The sequence below is a fragment of the Pseudomonas sp. c313 genome, assembly GCF_055407145.1.
Window position 1 is genome coordinate 221,198 of sequence record NZ_JBUZRD010000005.1, and the last position, 18,411, is coordinate 239,608.

At 60.7% G+C, this 18,411-nt stretch carries 14 protein-coding genes; 11 read left to right on the forward strand and 3 right to left on the reverse strand.

Annotation, left to right across the window (positions count from 1 at the left end; all coding sequences use genetic code 11):
• The first annotated feature begins 170 nt into the window (after positions 1-170).
• From ACZRKZ_RS17240 to ACZRKZ_RS17255, 4 genes are read left to right on the forward strand one after another with little or no spacing between them, the layout of a single operon-like run.
• On the forward strand, positions 171-1,433 hold the full coding sequence (locus tag ACZRKZ_RS17240; RefSeq protein WP_463982306.1) for a nitrous oxide reductase family maturation protein NosD: 1,263 nt from the start codon (positions 171-173) through the stop codon (positions 1,431-1,433).
• On the forward strand, positions 1,433-2,344 hold the full coding sequence (locus ACZRKZ_RS17245) for an ABC transporter ATP-binding protein (RefSeq protein ID WP_463982307.1): 912 nt from the start codon (positions 1,433-1,435) through the stop codon (positions 2,342-2,344). Before ACZRKZ_RS17240 ends, ACZRKZ_RS17245 begins: the two co-directional genes overlap by 1 nt.
• The gene (locus ACZRKZ_RS17250; RefSeq protein WP_133100999.1) at positions 2,341-3,171 is read left to right on the forward strand and encodes an ABC transporter permease; all 831 of its coding nucleotides are present in this window, start codon (positions 2,341-2,343) and stop codon (positions 3,169-3,171) included. The genes ACZRKZ_RS17245 and ACZRKZ_RS17250 overlap by 4 nt, the downstream gene beginning before the upstream one ends.
• A 26-nt stretch (positions 3,172-3,197) precedes the next feature.
• Entirely contained in the window at positions 3,198-3,713 is a 516-nt protein-coding gene (locus ACZRKZ_RS17255; RefSeq protein WP_463968704.1) for a nitrous oxide reductase accessory protein NosL, read from the forward strand.
• A gap of 706 nt (positions 3,714-4,419) precedes the next feature.
• Here the strand turns inward: ACZRKZ_RS17255 and ACZRKZ_RS17260 are convergent.
• The 3 genes from ACZRKZ_RS17260 to ACZRKZ_RS17270 all read right to left on the reverse strand — a co-directional run bounded on the left by ACZRKZ_RS17260 (position 4,420) and on the right by ACZRKZ_RS17270 (position 7,691).
• A complete protein-coding gene (locus ACZRKZ_RS17260; RefSeq protein WP_463968703.1) occupies positions 4,420-5,100 on the reverse strand; it encodes a Crp/Fnr family transcriptional regulator in 681 nt (226 codons plus the stop codon).
• Between the two features lie 144 nt (positions 5,101-5,244).
• Entirely contained in the window at positions 5,245-5,892 is a 648-nt protein-coding gene (gene narL / locus ACZRKZ_RS17265) for a two-component system response regulator NarL (protein ID WP_463968702.1), read from the reverse strand.
• Positions 5,889-7,691, reverse strand: a complete 1,803-nt coding sequence (locus ACZRKZ_RS17270) for a HAMP domain-containing protein (protein WP_463982211.1) — start codon at positions 7,689-7,691, stop codon at positions 5,889-5,891. The genes narL and ACZRKZ_RS17270 overlap by 4 nt, the downstream gene beginning before the upstream one ends.
• Before the next feature lie 311 nt (positions 7,692-8,002).
• On the opposite strand from ACZRKZ_RS17270, the gene ACZRKZ_RS17275 reads away from it, so the two are divergent.
• From ACZRKZ_RS17275 to ACZRKZ_RS17305, 7 genes are all read left to right on the forward strand, one after another.
• Positions 8,003-9,265 (forward strand): MFS transporter, encoded by a 1,263-nt coding sequence (locus ACZRKZ_RS17275; RefSeq protein ID WP_463968700.1) that lies wholly within the window; start codon positions 8,003-8,005, stop codon positions 9,263-9,265.
• 2 nt (positions 9,266-9,267) lie between these two features.
• Positions 9,268-10,665 (forward strand): NarK family nitrate/nitrite MFS transporter, encoded by a 1,398-nt coding sequence (locus ACZRKZ_RS17280; protein WP_463982212.1) that lies wholly within the window; start codon positions 9,268-9,270, stop codon positions 10,663-10,665.
• 67 nt (positions 10,666-10,732) lie between these two features.
• Complete coding sequence (locus ACZRKZ_RS17285; RefSeq protein ID WP_133100992.1) at positions 10,733-14,506, forward strand: nitrate reductase subunit alpha; 3,774 nt, start codon at positions 10,733-10,735, stop codon at positions 14,504-14,506.
• Between the two features lies 1 nt (position 14,507).
• On the forward strand, positions 14,508-16,046 hold the full coding sequence (gene narH / locus ACZRKZ_RS17290) for a nitrate reductase subunit beta (RefSeq protein WP_350616910.1): 1,539 nt from the start codon (positions 14,508-14,510) through the stop codon (positions 16,044-16,046).
• 2 nt (positions 16,047-16,048) lie between these two features.
• A complete protein-coding gene (gene narJ / locus ACZRKZ_RS17295; protein WP_463968699.1) occupies positions 16,049-16,804 on the forward strand; it encodes a nitrate reductase molybdenum cofactor assembly chaperone in 756 nt (251 codons plus the stop codon).
• Complete coding sequence (gene narI / locus ACZRKZ_RS17300; RefSeq protein ID WP_149412437.1) at positions 16,797-17,477, forward strand: respiratory nitrate reductase subunit gamma; 681 nt, start codon at positions 16,797-16,799, stop codon at positions 17,475-17,477. Before narJ ends, narI begins: the two co-directional genes overlap by 8 nt.
• A 10-nt stretch (positions 17,478-17,487) precedes the next feature.
• On the forward strand, positions 17,488-18,411 hold the full coding sequence (locus ACZRKZ_RS17305; protein ID WP_463982213.1) for a peptidylprolyl isomerase: 924 nt from the start codon (positions 17,488-17,490) through the stop codon (positions 18,409-18,411).

Consider the following 18,411-nt stretch of genomic DNA (forward strand, 5'->3'; position numbering starts at 1 on the left):
ACGTAGCAGTTGTCGAGCTTTAGCGAGGCTACGTTGGCCGCACCGCTGCCATCAAGTCAGTCCCCGGCCCCGAGTCGCACCTGACGCAGCCTCGCTAAAGCTCGACAGCTGCTTTGTTTCATAGACCGGACTTCGATCACAAGGAAAATACTGTGGCTCGATCACGGACCCTGTTCATTGGGCTTGTATTGCTGGTGTTATGCACCAGCGCCCAAGCCTTGGTACTCCCCATCACCGACTTGCCCCTGCAAGCCGACGGCGCGCAACACTGGCGCCTGCCGGCCGGTCAATACCAGGGCTCTTTCAGCATCGATCAACCCATGCAACTCACCTGCGAACCCGGCGCCATCTTCCAGGGCCAAGGCCAGGGCAACGGTTTGCTCATCAACGCCCCTGACGTCACCGTTCAAGGCTGCACCTTCCTTGACTGGGGCCACGACCTCACCGCCATGAACGCCGCCGTGTTCATCCAACCCAAGGCCCATGGCGCCCTGATCAAGAACAACCACCTGCAAGGCCCGGGCTTCGGCATTTGGGTCGATGGCACCGCCGATGTCAGCCTGATCGACAACCAGATCCAGGGTGACCCGACGATACGCTCCCAGGACCGTGGCAACGGCATTCACCTGTACGCGGTACACGGTGCGAAGGTCATCGGCAACCAGGTCCGTGACGCTCGCGATGGCATCTACATCGATACCTCCAACGGCAACCTGCTGCAAGGCAACACCCTGGAAGACCTGCGCTACGGCATTCACTACATGTTTGCCAACGACAACCAGGTGCTGGGCAATATCACCCGCCGCACCCGCACTGGCTACGCCTTGATGCAGAGCCGCAAACTGACAGTGATCGGCAATCGCTCCGAGCAGGATGAGAACTACGGCATCCTGATGAACTACATCACCTATTCGACCCTGAGGGACAACTTCGTCAGCGAGGTGCGTGACGGCTCCACCGGCGACACCATGATCACCGGTGCCGAGGGCAAGGCATTGTTTATCTACAACTCGCTGTTCAACAGCATTGAGCACAACCACTTCGAACGCAGCGCTGTGGGCATTCACCTCACCGCGGGCTCGGAAGACAACCGCATTGCCGACAACGCCTTTGTCGGCAACCAGCGCCAGGTCAAATACGTCGCCACCCGTTTGCAAGAGTGGTCGGTGGAAGGCCGCGGCAACTACTGGAGCGACTACCTGGGCTGGGATCGCAACAACGATGGCCTGGGGGATGTTGCCTATGAACCCAACGACAACGTCGACCGCCTGCTGTGGCTTTACCCCCAGGTGCGGCTGTTGATGAACAGCCCCGGCATCGAACTGCTGCGCTGGGTGCAACGGGCGTTTCCGGTGATGAAGTCGCCGGGGGTGATGGACAGTCATCCGCTGATGAAAGACCCCACGCTTTCCCTGCTCAAGGAGCCCGCATGATGAATGTCGTCGAGATCGAAGGCGTCAGCCAGCGCTACGGGGACACCACCGTATTGCATGACTTGAACCTGAGCCTGGCGCCCGGTGAAGTGCTTGGGCTGTTCGGCCACAACGGCGCCGGCAAGACCACCAGCATGAAGTTGATATTGGGCCTGTTGCAGGCCAGTGTCGGCCAGGTGCGGGTATTCGGTCGCCAGCCCAGCGACCCCCATGTGCGGCAGTTGTTGGGTTATTTGCCGGAGAACGTGACGTTTTATCCGCAGCTCAGTGGCCTGGAAACCTTGCAGCATTTTGCCCGGCTCAAGGGCGCCGCCATGGCCCAGGTCACTACCTTGCTGGAAGACGTCGGCCTCACAGGGGCGGCGCGGCGACGGGTCAAGACCTACTCAAAAGGTATGCGCCAGCGCCTGGGGCTGGCTCAGGCGTTGCTCGGCAAACCGCGTTTGTTACTGCTGGACGAGCCCACCGTGGGCCTCGATCCGATCGCCACCCAGGACCTGTATTGCCTGCTCGACCGCCTGCGGGAGCAAGGCACCAGCATCATCCTGTGCTCCCACGTACTGCCAGGTGTCGAAGCCCATATCAACCGCGCTGCGATCCTGACCCAGGGCCGCCTGCTGGCCCTCGGCACCCTGGCGACGTTGCGCGAAGAGGCGGGGCTGCCGACGCTGATTCGCAGCAGCGGCCTGCAATATGGGGCGCTGTTGCAAAAACGCTGGAGTGAGGCGGGCCATGTCACCCAACGCTGGGGCGTGCAAGGCCTGCAAGTGGAGGTGTTCAACGGCAAAAAAGTCGAGCTGTTGCGTCAGTTGCTGGAGCAGGACAGCCCCTGCGACGTGGAAATTCATCCGCCGTCCCTGGAAGACATCTACCGCCACTACATGAACAGCGCCATGGAGCGTGCCCTATGAACCCGATCTGGAACATGGCCCGCAAGGAGTTCTGCGACGGCCTGCGCAATCGCTGGTTGTTGGCCATCAGTGTGTTGTTTGCCGTACTCGCCATCGGCATCGCCTGGCTGGGGGCGGCGGCGTCAGGGCAGCTGGGTTTTACTTCGATTCCGGCGACCATTGCCAGCCTGGCCAGCCTGGCGACCTTCCTGATGCCGCTGATTGCGTTGCTGCTGGCCTATGACGCGATTGTCGGTGAGGACGAAAGCGGCACGTTATTGCTGTTGCTGACCTATCCCCTGGGACGCGGGCATATCCTGCTGGGCAAGTTTGTCGGCCACGGCTTGATTCTGGCACTGGCCACGTTGATTGGTTTTGGCTGCGCGATGCTGGCCATCGCCGTGCTGGTGGATGACGTCGAATTCAGCCTGCTGCTGTGGGCCTTTGGCCGCTTCATGCTGACCTCGACCTTGCTCGGCTGGGGGTTTCTCGGCATGGCCTATGTGCTCAGCAGCGTCTCGGCGGAGAAATCCACTGCGGCCGGGCTGGCGCTCGGGGTGTGGTTCTTCTTCGTTCTGGTATTCGACTTGGCGTTGCTGGCCCTGCTGGTACTGAGCGAGGGCCAGTTCAGCCCGACGTTGCTGCCCTGGTTGCTGCTGCTCAATCCGGCAGATGTTTACCGGCTGATCAATCTGTCGGGCTTTGAATCTGGCCCGGCGTCCGTCGGCGTGATGGCCTTGGGTGGAGACCTGGCGGTGCCGGTTGCCGCGCTTTGGTTGTGCCTGGTGGCATGGGTTGCAGTACCGCTGGCCCTGGCCTATGGGCTGTTTCGTCGGCGCGCGGCATGAGGTTTTTACTGATGGAGCAATTGAGCATGAAGAGATTTTATTCGACGCTATTGGCCGTGGTGATGGGCCTGATGCTGGCTGGCTGTGACAAACCGGTAAAAGCCACCGCCAGCGAGGGGGTGGTGGGTTTTCATCGCAGTGATGAGTGCCACGTGTGTGGCATGGTGATCAGCGATTTCCCCGGCCCCAAGGGCGAAGTGGTAGAGCAGGGCGGGGTGAAGAAATTCTGTTCTACGGCGGAAATGGTCGGCTGGTGGATGCAGCCTGAAAATCATCATCAGAACGCCAAACTGTACGTGCATGACATGGGAAAAAGTCACTGGGATACCCCTGATGACGCTCACTTGATCGATGCCAAAATTGCGTTTTATGTACTCGGCACCGGGCTCAAGGGCGCCATGGGCGTGGTATTGGCCTCGTTTGCTGATGAGGCCGCGGCGCAGAAAGTAGCGGCGGATACTGGCGGACGGGTGTTGCGGTTTGGTGATATTGATTTGGCGTTGTTGCAGCAGCCGGTGGGGATGTCCCATATGAGCCATTGAGCGGACGTTGTGTCGATGTCGATGGCTATCCAGCAGAGGTATCGACACATCTCATGAGGTTGCTGATGGCTGGGGGGCAGGTTCGGTTGAGTACATATCCGTTGCTGCGGTAACGGCGGCTTAGGGTTACGCCCTTACGGCGTGTCACTTTGCAAAAGCGGCAAAGTAACCAAAGCGCTCCTGCCCTACCTATCGGCACCTCGCTGGGGCTCGGCGTGCCCGAACGAAGGCATTGCTCCGTGGGTCGCCGCGATGGGCCATCCCTGGCCCAGCGCGGCTAAACCGGCATCCTTGCCGGTTTACCCACTGCGCAATACCTGCGTTCGGCCTCTGGTTTTATGGGCAGGCAGATCAAGAGCCAGCGCCATCCGCTTTTCTGTAGGAGCGAGGGGGACGCCTAGTTCTTGCTCGCGAAGAACCTGAGGGCACCGCGTTCATCCAGGAAGCCCGTGTCATCGTTAACGACCATCGCGAGCAAGCTAGCTCCTACAGGTGGCAGTGAATCCGCTCTTGCTTCTCACCACTCAGGTCGGCTACCAGGCCGCCGTGCTTTTGCTTTTGATCTTAGGCGCCCCGTTAAACCACGATGGCTGAACGCCGGTTTAGCCGCGCTGGGCCAAGGATGGCCCAGCGCGGCGGCCCACGCCGTAAGGGCGTAACCCTAAGCCGCCGTTACCGCAGCAACGGATATGTACCCAACCCAACCTCAGCCCGCCTGGTACCCCATCAACTGCTCTTCGCACAAAATCCGAATCGTGCGCCGCTGCACCTCGATCATCCCGCCATCCACCAGCCGATGCAGAATCCTGGAAAACGTCTCCGGCTGGATTCCCAGTTTCGACGCCACCAACCGCTTGGGCACCTGCAACACCACATCGCCGCTGACCGTATCGCGTTCCTGAAGCAGAAAGTTGATCACCCGCCGGCTGGCATTCGTCAGGGTCAGGGTGTCGATGTCCTTGAGTCGTTGATGCAGGTGGATGCTCAGGGTGCCCAGGATCGCCAGGCAAATTTTTGGCTGGACCTCCAGGGCCTTGCGGTAGTGATGGCCTTCGATGGTCACCAGCAGACTGTCCTTGAGGGCCGTGGCGCTCACCGGGTAGGCCTTGGCCTGGCTGAACAGCAAGGCTTCGGCAAAGGTCTGGCCGGGGCGGATGACTTCCACCAGGTGTTCCTGGCCTTCACCGGTGACCCGATGCAATTTGATCTGGCCGCTCACCAGCAGGAAAAACCGCTCGGCGGGATCGCCCTGGTGCATCAGCGTGACGTGGGTGGGCAGGCGTTTGAGGTTGGCCAGGGTGCAGACGTCCTGGAAGACTTTTTCCGGCAACTGACTGAACAGGTGATGGCGGCGCAGGGTTAAAACGATGGATGGGTGGGTCAGCATGGCATACCTCCGGTCTCGCCCATGGTAGGCCGTGACACTGGCGGGGCCTATGCCTCTACCGGGCTACCTCCAAAGAGGCAGGGTTAGACGTACAACTACAACGCGTAGCAGCAACTGTCTTGGTGACTTTTGTTCAGGCCGAATTTATCCAGCCTGACGCAGATGCTCCATCGCCCACACTGCCGCCTCTACCCGCGAGCGCAACCCCAGTTTGTGCAGCAAATTCTTCACATGCACCTTCACCGTTCCTTCGGTAATCCCCAGCTTGTGCCCGATCACTTTGTTGCTGTACCCGCCGGCAATGGTCTTCAACACCTGGCGTTCACGTTCCGTCAGTTCCACCGCCGCATGGGGCTGCGGTGAACGCAAGGCCTGGGCGAGGACGCGGGTCAAGCCGGGGCTGATTACCAGGGCGCCGTGGAGGGCGTCTCGGATGTACTGGATCAGAAGTTCCGGCTCCATGTCCTTGAGCAAGTAACCGTTGGCATCCAGGCGCAGGGCGTCGCGGATGTCGTCTTCGGCATCGGACACGGTAAACAGCAGTACCTTGCCGGCGTAGTTCATGGCCCGCAGGCGGCGCAGGGTTTCCAGGCCGTTCATTTGCGGCATGTTGTTGTCCAGCAGCACCAGGTCCGGTTGCAGCGACTCGATCAGTCCCAGGGCTTCTTCGCCGTTGCCGGCTTCGCCGACTACCTGCAGGTCATCTTCCAGCTCCAGCATCTGGCGCATGCCGTGGCGCATCATCGGGTGGTCGTCTACCAGCAGGATGTGGTGGCGCAGGGGAGTGTTCATGAAAAGCTACCTTGTAGGGACTGCCCGAGAAATTCCGGGCGGAACAGCAATTGCACTCGCGTACCCTGAGGCTCGCGGGAAGATATATCGAGCTGGCCGTGCAGGCTGCGGGCACGCTCGTCCATGATGGTCAGGCCGTGGTGTTCGCGCTGGTCCACGGCGCCGCTGAAGCCACGACCATCGTCTTCGATACTCAGGGTCACGGTTTCGCCGCTCTGGCGCAGTTGCAGCCAGGCGTTTTGCGCATGGGCGTGGCGCAGGCAGTTGGACAGGGCTTCACGGGTGATTTGCAGCAGGTGAATCTGCTCGCTGGCGGAGAGTTGGAAGGCCAGGGCATCGACGTGCAGGTGCACCTGGAATTCGCCCCGGCGGGAGAACTCTTCGGCGGTGTCCTTGAGTTCCTCCACCAGCCCGGCATCATGGATTTGCAGGCGGAAGGTGGTGAGCAATTCCCGCAACTGGCGGTAGGCGTTGCTCAGGCCTTCGCGCAATTCGCCGGTGACGGTTTCCAGGGTTTCCACCGGTTCGCCCCGGCGCAGCAAGGTTTGCATGCGGCTGACTTGCAGCTTCATATAAGACAGGGCCTGGGCCAGGGAATCGTGCAGTTCCCGAGCGATGATGGTGCGTTCGTCCAGCAGCAACAGGCGGTGATCCTGTTCGCGCTGACGCTTGAGGGACAGCGAGGTGCCGATCAGGTTGGCCAGGGCCTGGATCAGTTCATTCTCCCAGCCTTGGGGCGGATGGCCGTCGACAAAGTGTGCCTTGAGTTCCCCCAGTTCCGCGCCCTGGTTGCTGATGCTGAACACTTGCGGCGGGGCGACGTGATGCCGCTCGCAGGTGGCGCAATCGCCGATGGCGCAGATGTTGCGGCTGTTCTCGCCATGCAGGGCGAGCATCTGCTGGGCCGGTGCAAGGAAATGGCCTTTCAGGCACAGCGACAGACGCAGGCCCGGCAAGCGTTTCTGGAAGCGGCGGATCAACTCGTCGAGGCCTTCGGCATTGGCCTGGCGCGTGGCCAGGCTGCGGCTGCTTTGGTAGAGCAATTCGAGGGCCGCGTTGGCCTGTTGCAGATTGAGGGTTTTCTGCTGGACCTGGCTTTCCAGGGTGCGATGGGACTCTTCGATGGTTTCGGCCAGGGTGTTGAAGCTCAGGGCAAGCTGGCCCAGTTCATCCTGGGAGCGGTGGTTGACCCGGGTCTTGTAGTCACCGTCGCGAAAGCGCCGGGTAGCGTCGACCAACTCCTGCAAGGGGGTAACCACGCCGTACTGCAACTCATAAAGGCCCAGCAGCAGGATGATCAGGGTGCTGAACAACGCCAGGCCCTGGATCAGTTGCTGCCAGCTTTGTTTATGTTCGCTTTGCTGCTGCAACAGGCTGACGAATTGGTTGAGCTGTTCGACGAAAGCCGGGGCTCGCTCGCGGAAAAACACCCCGTCACCGCGCTCCAGCGCCGGGCGCAACTCAAGGTTCCAGTGTTGCTGGATCTGCCGGTAGCTCTGTTGCAGGGAACTGTTAGGGCCGCCTTCCAGCACCGCCTTGAGGGACTGGCTGTCCAGGCGCTGTTGCAGGCTTTGGGTGATCGTTTTTATTTCTTCATCGCTGGCGCTGTCGGAGAGTTTCCAGCTCAGGTGGTAGGTCTCCATGCGCACGGAGCCGGCAGTATTGATCGCGGCGCCATCGCCCTGGCTGAACCAGGCGATCAGCCCGGCGCTCAGGGAACTGGCCAGGGCCAGGACTGCAATCAAGATCACTGCGAGGCCGGCGCGAGCGGGCAGGGAGCTGCGCAGCCAGTTAAACATCACGGCGTAATCGCAGGGTAGAAAGAAGCAGCATGGCGGCACCTGAAACGGGGATGGTGGATAAAAAACCGCAATCCCTGGCGCACTACCTCTAAAGAGTTGCCGGCAAACCCTCCCACGGGAAAACACCGGCACAAGAGATCAATCCATTGATAAATAAAGACTTTCTCTTGTTGTTGGATATACCTCCTTAGAGGTAGATGGCCCCAGCATAGGCCAATACCCCTCAGGCGTTCGTTGATCTGGGTCAAGTTCTGCGGGGGTCTCGCCCCTAACCTGCGCTCATGGAATAACTTTCTGGAGCGCAAACCGTGACTCAACCGCGCGTAAAACAAGGTCTAGTGCTGGGTATGAGCACGCTGGCCTTCACCGTGTGCTTTATGGTCTGGATGATGTTCGCCGTGCTCGGCGTGCCAATCAAGGAACTGCTGCAACTCAACGAAACCCAGTTCGGCCTGCTGGCTGCCACCCCGGTCTTGACGGGTTCCCTGGTGCGCCTGCCCCTGGGCCTGCTGACCGACCGCTTCGGCGGGCGCATCGTCTTCTTCGTATTGATGATGACCTGCGTGCTGCCGCTGTACCTGATCACCTACGCGACGGCCTATTGGCAGTTCCTGGTGCTGGGGCTGTTTGTCGGCCTGGCCGGTGGTTCGTTCTCGGTGGGCATCGCCTACGTTGCCAAGTGGTTCGACAAGGAGAACCAGGGCTTCGCCATGGGCGTATTTGGCGCCGGTAACGCCGGTGCGGCAGTGACCAAGTTTCTTGCGCCTGCCTTGATTGCCTTTGGCACCTGGCACCTGGTGCCCAAGGTGTTCAGCGCGATCCTGTTTATCACCGCGCTGCTGTTCTGGTTCTTCACTGCCGAGAATAAGACCCACCGCAGTGCCGGTGGCGCCACCTTGCGCGAGCAGTTGCTGTGCCTCAAGGACCCGGCCGTGTGGCGCTACTGCCAGTACTACTCGATTGTCTTTGGCGGCTATGTGGCCCTGGCGTTGTGGATGACCAAGTACTACGTCCAGGAATACGGCTTCAACCTGCAAAGTGCTGCACTGCTGGCGGCCTGTTTCTCCTTGCCGGGCGGTGTGCTGCGGGCGGTGGGCGGCTGGATGTCCGACCGCTGGGGCGCGCAAAGCGTGACCTGGTGGGTGTTGTGGGTGAGTTGGGTCTGCCTGTTCCTGCTGTCGTACCCGCAAACCCAACTGCAAGTGCAGACCGTCAACGGCCCGCTGGATTTCCATATCGGCCTTAACGCCACGGTGTTCACCGTGCTGCTGTTCGTGATGGGCATCGCCTTCGCCTTTGGCAAGGCCTCGGTATTCAAGTACATCGCCAACGACTACCCGCAAAACATGGGCGCGGTATCGGGCATTGTCGGCCTGGCCGGCGGCCTCGGCGGGTTTGTGCTGCCGATCATGTTTGGCGCCCTGGTGGACCTCACCGGCGTGCGCTCTTCCTGCTTCATGTTGATGTACGGCGTGGTCTGGGTGTCCCTGACCTGGATGTACTTCAGCGAAATTCGCAAGCAGCCGCTGCTCGGTAAAGCGCCTGCGGCCCAGCCTCTCCAAGGAGAATGAACATGACCCTTTTGCAAAAGCCCGAATCGGGTCCGGTGATCCACGACTGGCGCCCTGAGGACCCGGCGTTCTGGGGCCGCAGCGGCAAACAGACGGCCACCCGTAACCTGTGGATCTCCATCCCTGCGCTGCTGTTGGCCTTCGCCGTGTGGATGGTCTGGAGCACGGTGATCGTGCGCCTGAACGCCATCGGTTTCAGCTTCACCACTGACCAGTTGTTCTGGCTGGCGGCATTACCGGGCTTGTCCGGCGCGACGTTGCGGGTGTTCTACTCGTTCATGGTGCCGATTTTCGGCGGGCGTCGCTGGACTGCCCTGAGCACCGCATCGCTGCTGCTGCCATCGTTGTGGATGGGTTTTGCGGTGCAGGACCCCAACACGTCTTACAGCGTGTTTGTGCTGATCGCCTTGTTGTGCGGCTTTGGTGGCGGCAACTTCGCCTCCAGCATGTCCAACATCAGCTTCTTCTACCCCAAGTCCCAGCAAGGTACGGCCCTGGGCTTGAATGCCGGCCTGGGCAACCTGGGTGTGTCGGTGATGCAGTTTTGCGTGCCGCTGGTGATCACTTTCGGTGTGTTCGGCCTGATGGGCGGCCAACCGCAAATCCTGGAAGACGGTAGCCAGTTGTGGCTGCAGAACGCCGGGTTTATCTGGGTGCCGTTCATTATCGTCGTCACTGTGTTCGCCTGGTTCGGCATGAACGACCTGTCCAGCGCTCGCGCTTCGTTCAGCGACCAGGCGGTGATCTTCAAGCGCAAGCACAACTGGCTGATGTGCTGGTTGTACCTGGCGACCTTCGGTTCGTTCATCGGCTTCTCCGCTGCCTTTCCGCTGCTGATCAAAACCTCATTCCCTGATGTGATTGCTTTGAAATTCGCCTTCCTCGGCCCATTGGTTGGCGCCCTGGTCCGGCCGCTGGGCGGCTGGCTGGCAGACAAGCTGGGCGGCGCACGAGTGACCTTGTGGAACTTCGTGCTGATGATCGTGATGGTGTTCGGCGTGCTGCACTTCCTGCCGCAGAACGGCGAGGGCGGCAACTTCTACGGCTTCCTCGGCATGTTCATGCTGCTGTTTATCACCACCGGCGTCGGCAACGGTTCGACCTTTCGCATGATCCCGGTGATCTTCCGCACCCTGCATGAAAAAGCCAGCGCCGGCCAACCCGCTGAACAGCGCGAGCAAGCCCTGAAAAACGCCAGCAAGGAATCGGCCGCAGTGCTCGGTTTCAGCTCGGCCATGGGCGCCTTTGGGGCGTTCTTTATTCCCAAGACCTTCGGCTCGTCCATGGCTTACACCGGCAGCCCGGCGATGGCCTTCTACATGTTTGTCGGCTTCTACCTGAGTTGCATCGTTGTGACCTGGTGGTGGTACGCCCGCAAAGGCGCCGAGACCCCCTGCTAGCCGACCCCAATTCACCCTTTGCGTGGGCGGGGCGTAGACCCCGCAGCAAGCCTGAGAGGAAAGCATCATGAGTCACTTACTGGATCAACTGCGGTTCTTCAACCGTAAGCAAAACGAGTTCTCCGACGGCCACGGCGAGACCCGCAAGGAGTCTCGCGACTGGGAAAACGTTTACCGTTCCCGCTGGCAGTACGACAAGATCGTGCGTTCCACCCACGGTGTGAACTGCACCGGCTCGTGCTCGTGGAAGATCTACGTGAAGAACGGCCTGATTACCTGGGAAACCCAGCAGACCGACTACCCGCGTACCCGTAATGACCTGCCCAACCATGAGCCCCGTGGCTGCCCTCGTGGTGCCAGCTACAGCTGGTACATCTACAGCGCCAACCGACTCAAGTACCCGAAAATTCGTAAGCCATTGCTCAAGCTGTGGCGTGAAGCACGTCTGACCCTGGCGCCCGTTGAGGCCTGGGCCAGCATCGTCGAGGACAAGGTCAAGGCCGACTCCTACAAGAGCAAGCGCGGCATGGGTGGCTTCATCCGTTCCAACTGGGAGGAAGTCAACGAGATCATAGCCGCCTCCAATGTCTACACCATCAAGCAATACGGCCCGGACCGCATTGTCGGCTTCTCGCCGATCCCGGCCATGTCGATGGTCAGCTACGCCGCAGGTTCACGTTACCTGTCGCTGATCGGCGGCGTGTGCCTGAGCTTCTACGACTGGTACTGCGACCTGCCACCGGCCTCGCCAATGGTGTGGGGCGAGCAGACCGACGTGCCGGAATCGGCCGACTGGTACAACTCCAACTACATCATCGCCTGGGGTTCCAACGTCCCGCAGACCCGTACCCCGGACGCCCACTTCTTTACCGAGGTGCGCTACAAGGGCACCAAGACCGTCGCCATCACCCCCGACTATTCGGAAGTGGCCAAGCTCACCGACCTGTGGCTCAACCCCAAGCAGGGCACCGACGCCGCGCTGGCCCAGGCCTTCAACCATGTGATCTTCAAAGAATTTCACCTGGACAAGCCGAGCGCCTATTTCACCGAATACGCCAAGCGCTTTACTGACTTGCCGGTGCTGGTGATGCTCAAGCCCATGACCGGTTTTGCACCGGGCGCCGGTTTCCAACCGGATCGCTTCCTGCGCGCTTCGGACCTGACTGGCAACCTGGGCCAGGAAAACAACCCGGAATGGAAAACCATCGCCCTCGATGAAAGCGGCGAACTGGTCTCCCCGCAAGGCTCCATCGGCTATCGCTGGGGCGAGAAGGGCAAGTGGAACATTCTGCCCAAGGAAGGCGGCGAAGGTCGTGAGATCGACCTCAAGCTGAGCCTGATCGGTGATGACGTCGCCGAAGTAGCCTTCCCGTATTTTGCCGGTGAAGCACAGGAATACTTCCAACACGTGGCCGGTGATGCCGTGCAATTCCGCCGCGTGCCGGTGCACAGCGTGACCCTGGCTGACGGCAGCGTCGCCAAAGTCGCCACCGTGTTCGACTTGTCGGCGGCCAACCTGGCCATCGACCGTGGCCTGGGCGGCGCCAACGTGGCCAAGGACTACGATGACGCCAGCGTACCGGGTACTCCGGCCTGGCAGGAGCAGATCACCGGCGTCAGCCGTGAGAAAGCCATCCAGATTGCCCGTGAGTTTGCCGACAACGCCGACAAGACCAAGGGGCGCTCGATGATCATCGTCGGCGCGGCGATGAACCACTGGTACCACATGGACATGAACTACCGCGGGCTGATCAATATGCTCATGCTCTGCGGTTGCGTCGGCCAGACTGGCGGCGGTTGGGCGCACTACGTGGGCCAGGAAAAACTGCGTCCACAATGCGGCTGGTTGCCACTGGCCTTCGGCCTGGACTGGAACCGTCCGCCACGTCAGATGAACGGCACCAGCTTCTTCTACGGCCACAGCTCCCAGTGGCGCCACGAGAAGATGAGCATGCACGATGTGCTCTCGCCATTGGCCGACAAATCCCAGTTCCCGGAACACGCGCTCGATTACAACATCCGCGCCGAACGCGCCGGCTGGTTGCCCAGCGCACCGCAACTTAACACCAACCCGCTGCACATCTGCCGCGACGCTGCTGCCGCTGGCATGGACCCGAAAGACTACGTGGTCAAGTCCTGGCAGGACGGTACCCTGCGCTTTGCCTGCGAACAGCCGGACAGCCCGGTGAACTTCCCGCGCAACATGTTTATCTGGCGCTCCAACCTGCTGGGCTCCTCGGGCAAGGGCCACGAGTACATGCTCAAGTACCTGCTGGGCACCAAGAACGGGGTGATGAACGAAGACATCGGCCATAGCAGCGAGTGCAAGCCTACTGAAGCTGAATGGGTCGAAGACGGCGCCATCGGCAAGCTTGACCTGGTGACCACGCTGGACTTCCGCATGTCCTCCACCTGCGTCTATTCCGACATCGTGTTGCCGACCGCAACCTGGTACGAAAAAGACGACATGAACACCTCGGACATGCACCCGTTCATTCACCCGTTGTCGGCTGCCATCGACCCGGCGTGGGAATCGCGTTCTGACTGGGAAATCTACAAAGGTATCGCCAAGGCCTTCTCGGCCATGTCGGTCGGGCACCTGGGTGTCGAGCAAGACTTGGTCACCGTGCCGTTGATGCATGACAGCGTTGGCGAACTGGCCCAGCCGTTTGGCGGCACTGACTGGAAAAGTGCTGGTGTGGCCCCGCAACCGGGCAAGAACGCGCCGAACATGGCCGTAGTGGAACGGGACTACCCGAACATCTATAAGCAGTTCTCGTCGCTCGGCCCGATGCTGGAAAAACTCGGCAACGGCGGCAAGGGCATCAACTGGAACACCGATGAAGAGGTCGAGTTCCTGGGTGAGCTGAACCACCACGAAAATGACGCCGGTATCAGCCACGGTCGGCCAAAAATCGACACGGCCATCGACGCCGCTGAAGTGATCCTGTCCCTGGCCCCGGAAACCAACGGCAAGGTCGCCTTGAAAGCCTGGGCGGCGCTGTCGGAGTTCACCGGCATCGACCACAGCCACCTGGCGATTTCCAAGGCCCATGAAGCCATCCGCTTCCGCGATATTCAGGCGCAGCCGCGCAAGATTATTTCCAGCCCTACCTGGTCGGGCCTGGAAGACGAACACGTCAGCTACAACGCCGGCTACACCAACGTTCACGAAGGGATTCCATGGCGCACCATCACTGGCCGCCAGCAGTTCTACCAGGATCACCCGTGGATGCAGGCTTTCGGCGAGCAGCTGATGAGCTACCGGCCACCGGTCAACACCCGCACCATCGAAGGCGTGAAGGGCAAGCGCAGCAACGGCGAGACTGAAATCGTCCTGAACTGGATTACGCCGCACCAGAAATGGGGCATCCACAGCACCTACAGCGACAACCTGCTGATGCTCACCTTGAGCCGTGGCGGGCCGATTGTCTGGCTCTCGGAAATCGACGCCAAGCGTGCCGGGATCGAGGACAACGACTGGATCGAGTGCTTCAACGTCAACGGTGCCCTGACCGCACGGGCAGTAGTTAGCCAGCGGGTCAAGGAAGGCATGGTGATGATGTATCACGCCCAGGAACGGATTGTGAACGTGCCCGGTTCGGAAACCACCAAGACTCGTGGCGGCCACCACAACTCGGTGACCCGCGTAGTGCTCAAGCCGACCCACATGATCGGCGGCTATGCCCAGCAGGCCTACGGTTTCAACTATTACGGCACGGTCGGTTGCAACCGCGATGAGTTCGTCGTGGTGCGCAAGATGTCCAAAGTCGATTGGCTCGATGGTTCCAGCGGCGATGACTTGCCGCGTCCATTGCCGACCGATATCGAGGAGAACTGAGATGAAGATTCGCTCACAAATCGGCATGGTCCTGAACCTGGACAAATGCATCGGCTGCCACACCTGCTCGATCACCTGCAAAAACGTCTGGACCAGCCGCGAAGGCATGGAATACGCCTGGTTCAACAACGTTGAATCCAAGCCCGGCATTGGCTACCCGAAAGAATGGGAAAACCAGGACAAGTGGAAGGGCGGCTGGGTGCGCAACGCCAATGGCTCGATCAACCCACGCATCGGCGGCAAGTTCCGGGTGCTGGCGAATATCTTCGCCAACCCCGACTTGCCGAGCCTGGACGACTACTACGAGCCGTTCGACTTCGACTATCAGCACCTGCACACCGCTCCTTTGGGCGAGCACCAGCCGACCGCGCGCCCGCGTTCGCTGGTGTCCGGCAAACGCATGGAAAAAATCGAGTGGGGCCCAAACTGGGAGGAAATCCTCGGTACTGAGTTCGCCAAGCGCCGCAAGGACAAGAACTTCGACCAGATCCAGGCCGACATCTACGGGGAGTATGAAAACACTTTCATGATGTACCTGCCGCGCCTGTGCGAGCACTGCCTTAACCCGGCGTGCGCGGCATCCTGCCCGAGCGGTGCGATCTACAAGCGTGAAGAAGACGGCATCGTCCTGATCGACCAGGAAAAATGCCGGGGCTGGCGCATGTGCATCAGCGGCTGCCCGTACAAAAAGATCTACTTCAACTGGAAAAGCGGCAAGTCCGAGAAGTGCATCTTCTGCTACCCGCGTATCGAAGCCGGCATGCCCACCGTGTGTGCGGAAACCTGCGTCGGTCGTATTCGCTACCTCGGCGTGCTGCTGTATGACGCCGACCGCATCAGCGAAGTGGCGAGCACCGCCAATGAACATGACCTGTACGAGAAGCAGCTGGAAATTTTCCTCGACCCTAACGACCCCGCGGTGATTCGCCAGGCTCTGGCCGATGGCGTGCCACAGTCGGTGATCGACTCGGCCCAGCGTTCGCCGGTCTACAAAATGGCCGTGGACTGGAAACTGGCACTGCCGCTGCACCCGGAATACCGCACCTTGCCGATGGTTTGGTACGTGCCGCCACTGTCGCCGATCCAGAACGCTGCGGCTGCCGGCACCGTGGGCATGAACGGGGTGATCCCGGATGTCGACAGCCTGCGCATCCCTTTGCGTTACCTGGCCAATATGCTGACGGCGGGTGATGAAAAACCGGTCAAGCGTGCCTTGAAACGCCTGCTGGCGATGCGTGCCTACAAACGCTCCCAGCAAGTGGACGGGGTACAGGACCTGCAAGTGCTGGAAGACGTCGGCCTGAGCGTGGACCAAGTGGAAGAGATGTACCGCTACCTGGCGATTGCCAACTACGAAGACCGTTTTGTGGTGCCAAGTGCCCACCGTGAAGACGCCATGAGCGATGCCTTCGCCGAGCGTTCCGGTTGTGGCTTCAGCTTTGGCAGCGGTTGCAGCGGCAGTTCCGACACCAACATGTTCGGCGCCAAGAAGGCCAACCGCCGCGACGTGCTGAAAACCGTACAGATTTGGGAGGATTGAATATGCGCATCCTGAAAGTGATTTCGTTGCTGCTGGACTATCCCACCGAGACCCTGGTGGCCGGCCGTGACGAACTGGAGCGGGCGATCATCGAGTCGCGGGAAATCAGCCCCAAGCAGCGCGGCGCGCTGTTCGATCTGCTGGAACTGATCTGCGGCAATGACTTGATGGACGGCCAGGAACACTACGGCGCGCTATTTGGCCGAGGCCGTTCGCTGTCACTGCTGTTGTTCGAACACGTCCATGGCGAGTCCCGCGACCGGGGCCAGGCCATGGTCGACATGATGGCCCAGTACGAGGAAGCGGGATTCGCCATTGGCGTCAAGGAACTGCCGGACTACATCCCGCTGTACCTGGAGTTTTTGTCCACCCGCGAAGACATCGAGGCCCGCGAGGGCCTGGCAGATGTGGCGCACTTGCTGGCGTTGCTGGCGGCGCGCCTGGACGAACGCGAGAGCGGCTATGCCGCTTGCTTTCGCGCGCTGCTGCAGATTGCTGGCGCCGAACCGCACCAGGCTGTTGCCGAGTTGCGGGCGCAAGTAGCGGCCGAGCCTCGGGACGACTCCCTCGAAGCCCTGGACAAGATCTGGGAAGAGGAGGCCGTGGACTTTATGCAGGCCGAGCAGCAGGACCGTTGCAGCTCGATGCCCAGCGCACAGGGCAAGGCTCGCGAGGAAAGCGCAGTGCCACTGCACTGGGTAGATTTTCAGCACGAAGGGCTGGCCGCCGCGCCAGCCAAGGAGGTGGGTAATGTCTAAGTGGAATTTGCTGGTATTTGGGGTTTACCCCTACGTCGCCCTGGCGATCTGCCTGTTGGGCAGTTGGGCGCGCTTTGACCTGTCCCAGTACACCTGGAAGGCCGGCTCCAGCCAAATGCTCAACAACCGTGGCATGCGCGTGGCGAGCAACTTCTTCCATATTGGCGTGCTGTTTGTGCTGGCCGGGCACTTTGTCGGGCTGCTGACGCCGGCATCGATCTACCACCATGTGATCAGTACCGAGAATAAGCAGTTGCTGGCGATGGTCTCCGGTGGCTTCTTTGGTCTGCTGTGCCTGGTGGGCTTGCTGATGCTGGTCAAGCGCCGCCTGGGTGACCCGCGTGTTCGTGCGACATCGAGCCCTTCGGACATCATGATCCTGCTGGTGCTGTTGGCGCAGTTGCTTCTTGGTTTGCTGACTATCGTTGCCTCCACCGGCCATATGGACGGTTCGGTAATGGTGATGCTCGCTGACTGGGCGCAGAACGTGGTGTTGCTGCGGCCGGTGGAAGCGGCAGCGGCGATTGCCCCGGTGAGCCTGATCTACAAGGCCCACGTGGCGTTGGGCTTGACGCTGTTTGTACTGTTCCCGTTTACCCGTCTGGTGCATATGGTCAGCGCGCCGATCTGGTACCTGGGTCGTCGTTATCAAATCGTTCGGCAGAAGTATTGAGGATATCGTCATGACTACTGGATGCGGATGTGGTGGCAATGGTGGCGGTGGCGGCGGCGGTTGCGGATCGTCGGCCAAGGAGCCGGTAATCGAGGTTCAGGTACCCCTGGAGGTTGAGCCCCAGGCGGTAGAGTTGATCGCTAGCAGTGAACAGGAGTGGCCAATCGTCAGCGTCAACGGGGTGCCCGTCACCCCGGAGGCGATGGCTCAGGAACTGCAATATCACCCAGCGCAAAGCCGTGAAGAGGCGGTGTTCCTTGCCGCCCGGGCTTTGGTGATCCGCGAGCTGTTGCAGCAGCGGATTTGCGAACTGGGACTGCTGCTGGACGTGGGGGCCGGCGAGAACGAAGAGGAAGCGGCTACCCGTATGTTGCTGGAGCAGGAGGTCAAGGTGCCCGATTGCGACGAGGCCACCTGCCTGCACTACTTCGAGAGCAATCGCGGGCGCTTTCATAGCGCGCCGTTGTTGGCGGTGCGGCATATCCTGCTGGAATGCGCGCCGGACGACGCCGAGGCACGCCATTTGGCGCACTCCCAGGCCGAGGTGTTGTTGCTGAGCCTGGAAGCAGCCCCCGGCAGCTTTGCTGAACTGGCTCTTAAATATTCGGCCTGCCCATCAAAAGCCCAGGGTGGTTCGTTGGGCCAAGTCAGCAAGGGCCAGACTGTGCCGGAACTGGAGCGCCAGTTGTTCACCCTGGCGCCGGGCATCGCCAGCAAACCGCTGGAAAGTCGCTATGGCTGGCACGTCATCAGCGTCGACCAGCGCATCGAAGGCCAGCCGTTGCCTTACGAAGCGGTGGCGGTCGCTATTCGCACCCAACTGCAGCAAGGGGTGTGGCAGAAGGAGTTGGTGCAATACCTGCAAACCCTGATTGGTGCGGCGGATGTACGCGGTATCGCCTTGCAGGGCGCCGATTCTCCGTTGGTACAGTGA

What these genes read in the sequence shown, in the direction of transcription:
- ACZRKZ_RS17245 (WP_463982307.1), top strand. Translation starts at nt 1,433, where the DNA reads ATGAATGTCGTCGAGATCGAAGGCGTCAGCCAGCGCTACGGGGACACC.
- ACZRKZ_RS17250 (WP_133100999.1), top strand. Translation starts at nt 2,341, where the DNA reads ATGAACCCGATCTGGAACATGGCCCGCAAGGAGTTCTGCGACGGCCTG.
- ACZRKZ_RS17255 (WP_463968704.1), top strand. Translation starts at nt 3,198, where the DNA reads ATGAAGAGATTTTATTCGACGCTATTGGCCGTGGTGATGGGCCTGATG.
- ACZRKZ_RS17260 (WP_463968703.1), bottom strand. Translation starts at nt 5,100, where the DNA reads ATGCTGACCCACCCATCCATCGTTTTAACCCTGCGCCGCCATCACCTG.
- narL (WP_463968702.1), bottom strand. Translation starts at nt 5,892, where the DNA reads ATGAACACTCCCCTGCGCCACCACATCCTGCTGGTAGACGACCACCCG.
- ACZRKZ_RS17270 (WP_463982211.1), bottom strand. Translation starts at nt 7,691, where the DNA reads ATGTTTAACTGGCTGCGCAGCTCCCTGCCCGCTCGCGCCGGCCTCGCA.
- ACZRKZ_RS17280 (WP_463982212.1), top strand. Translation starts at nt 9,268, where the DNA reads ATGACCCTTTTGCAAAAGCCCGAATCGGGTCCGGTGATCCACGACTGG.
- ACZRKZ_RS17285 (WP_133100992.1), top strand. Translation starts at nt 10,733, where the DNA reads ATGAGTCACTTACTGGATCAACTGCGGTTCTTCAACCGTAAGCAAAAC.
- narH (WP_350616910.1), top strand. Translation starts at nt 14,508, where the DNA reads ATGAAGATTCGCTCACAAATCGGCATGGTCCTGAACCTGGACAAATGC.
- narJ (WP_463968699.1), top strand. Translation starts at nt 16,049, where the DNA reads ATGCGCATCCTGAAAGTGATTTCGTTGCTGCTGGACTATCCCACCGAG.
- narI (WP_149412437.1), top strand. Translation starts at nt 16,797, where the DNA reads ATGTCTAAGTGGAATTTGCTGGTATTTGGGGTTTACCCCTACGTCGCC.
- ACZRKZ_RS17305 (WP_463982213.1), top strand. Translation starts at nt 17,488, where the DNA reads ATGACTACTGGATGCGGATGTGGTGGCAATGGTGGCGGTGGCGGCGGC.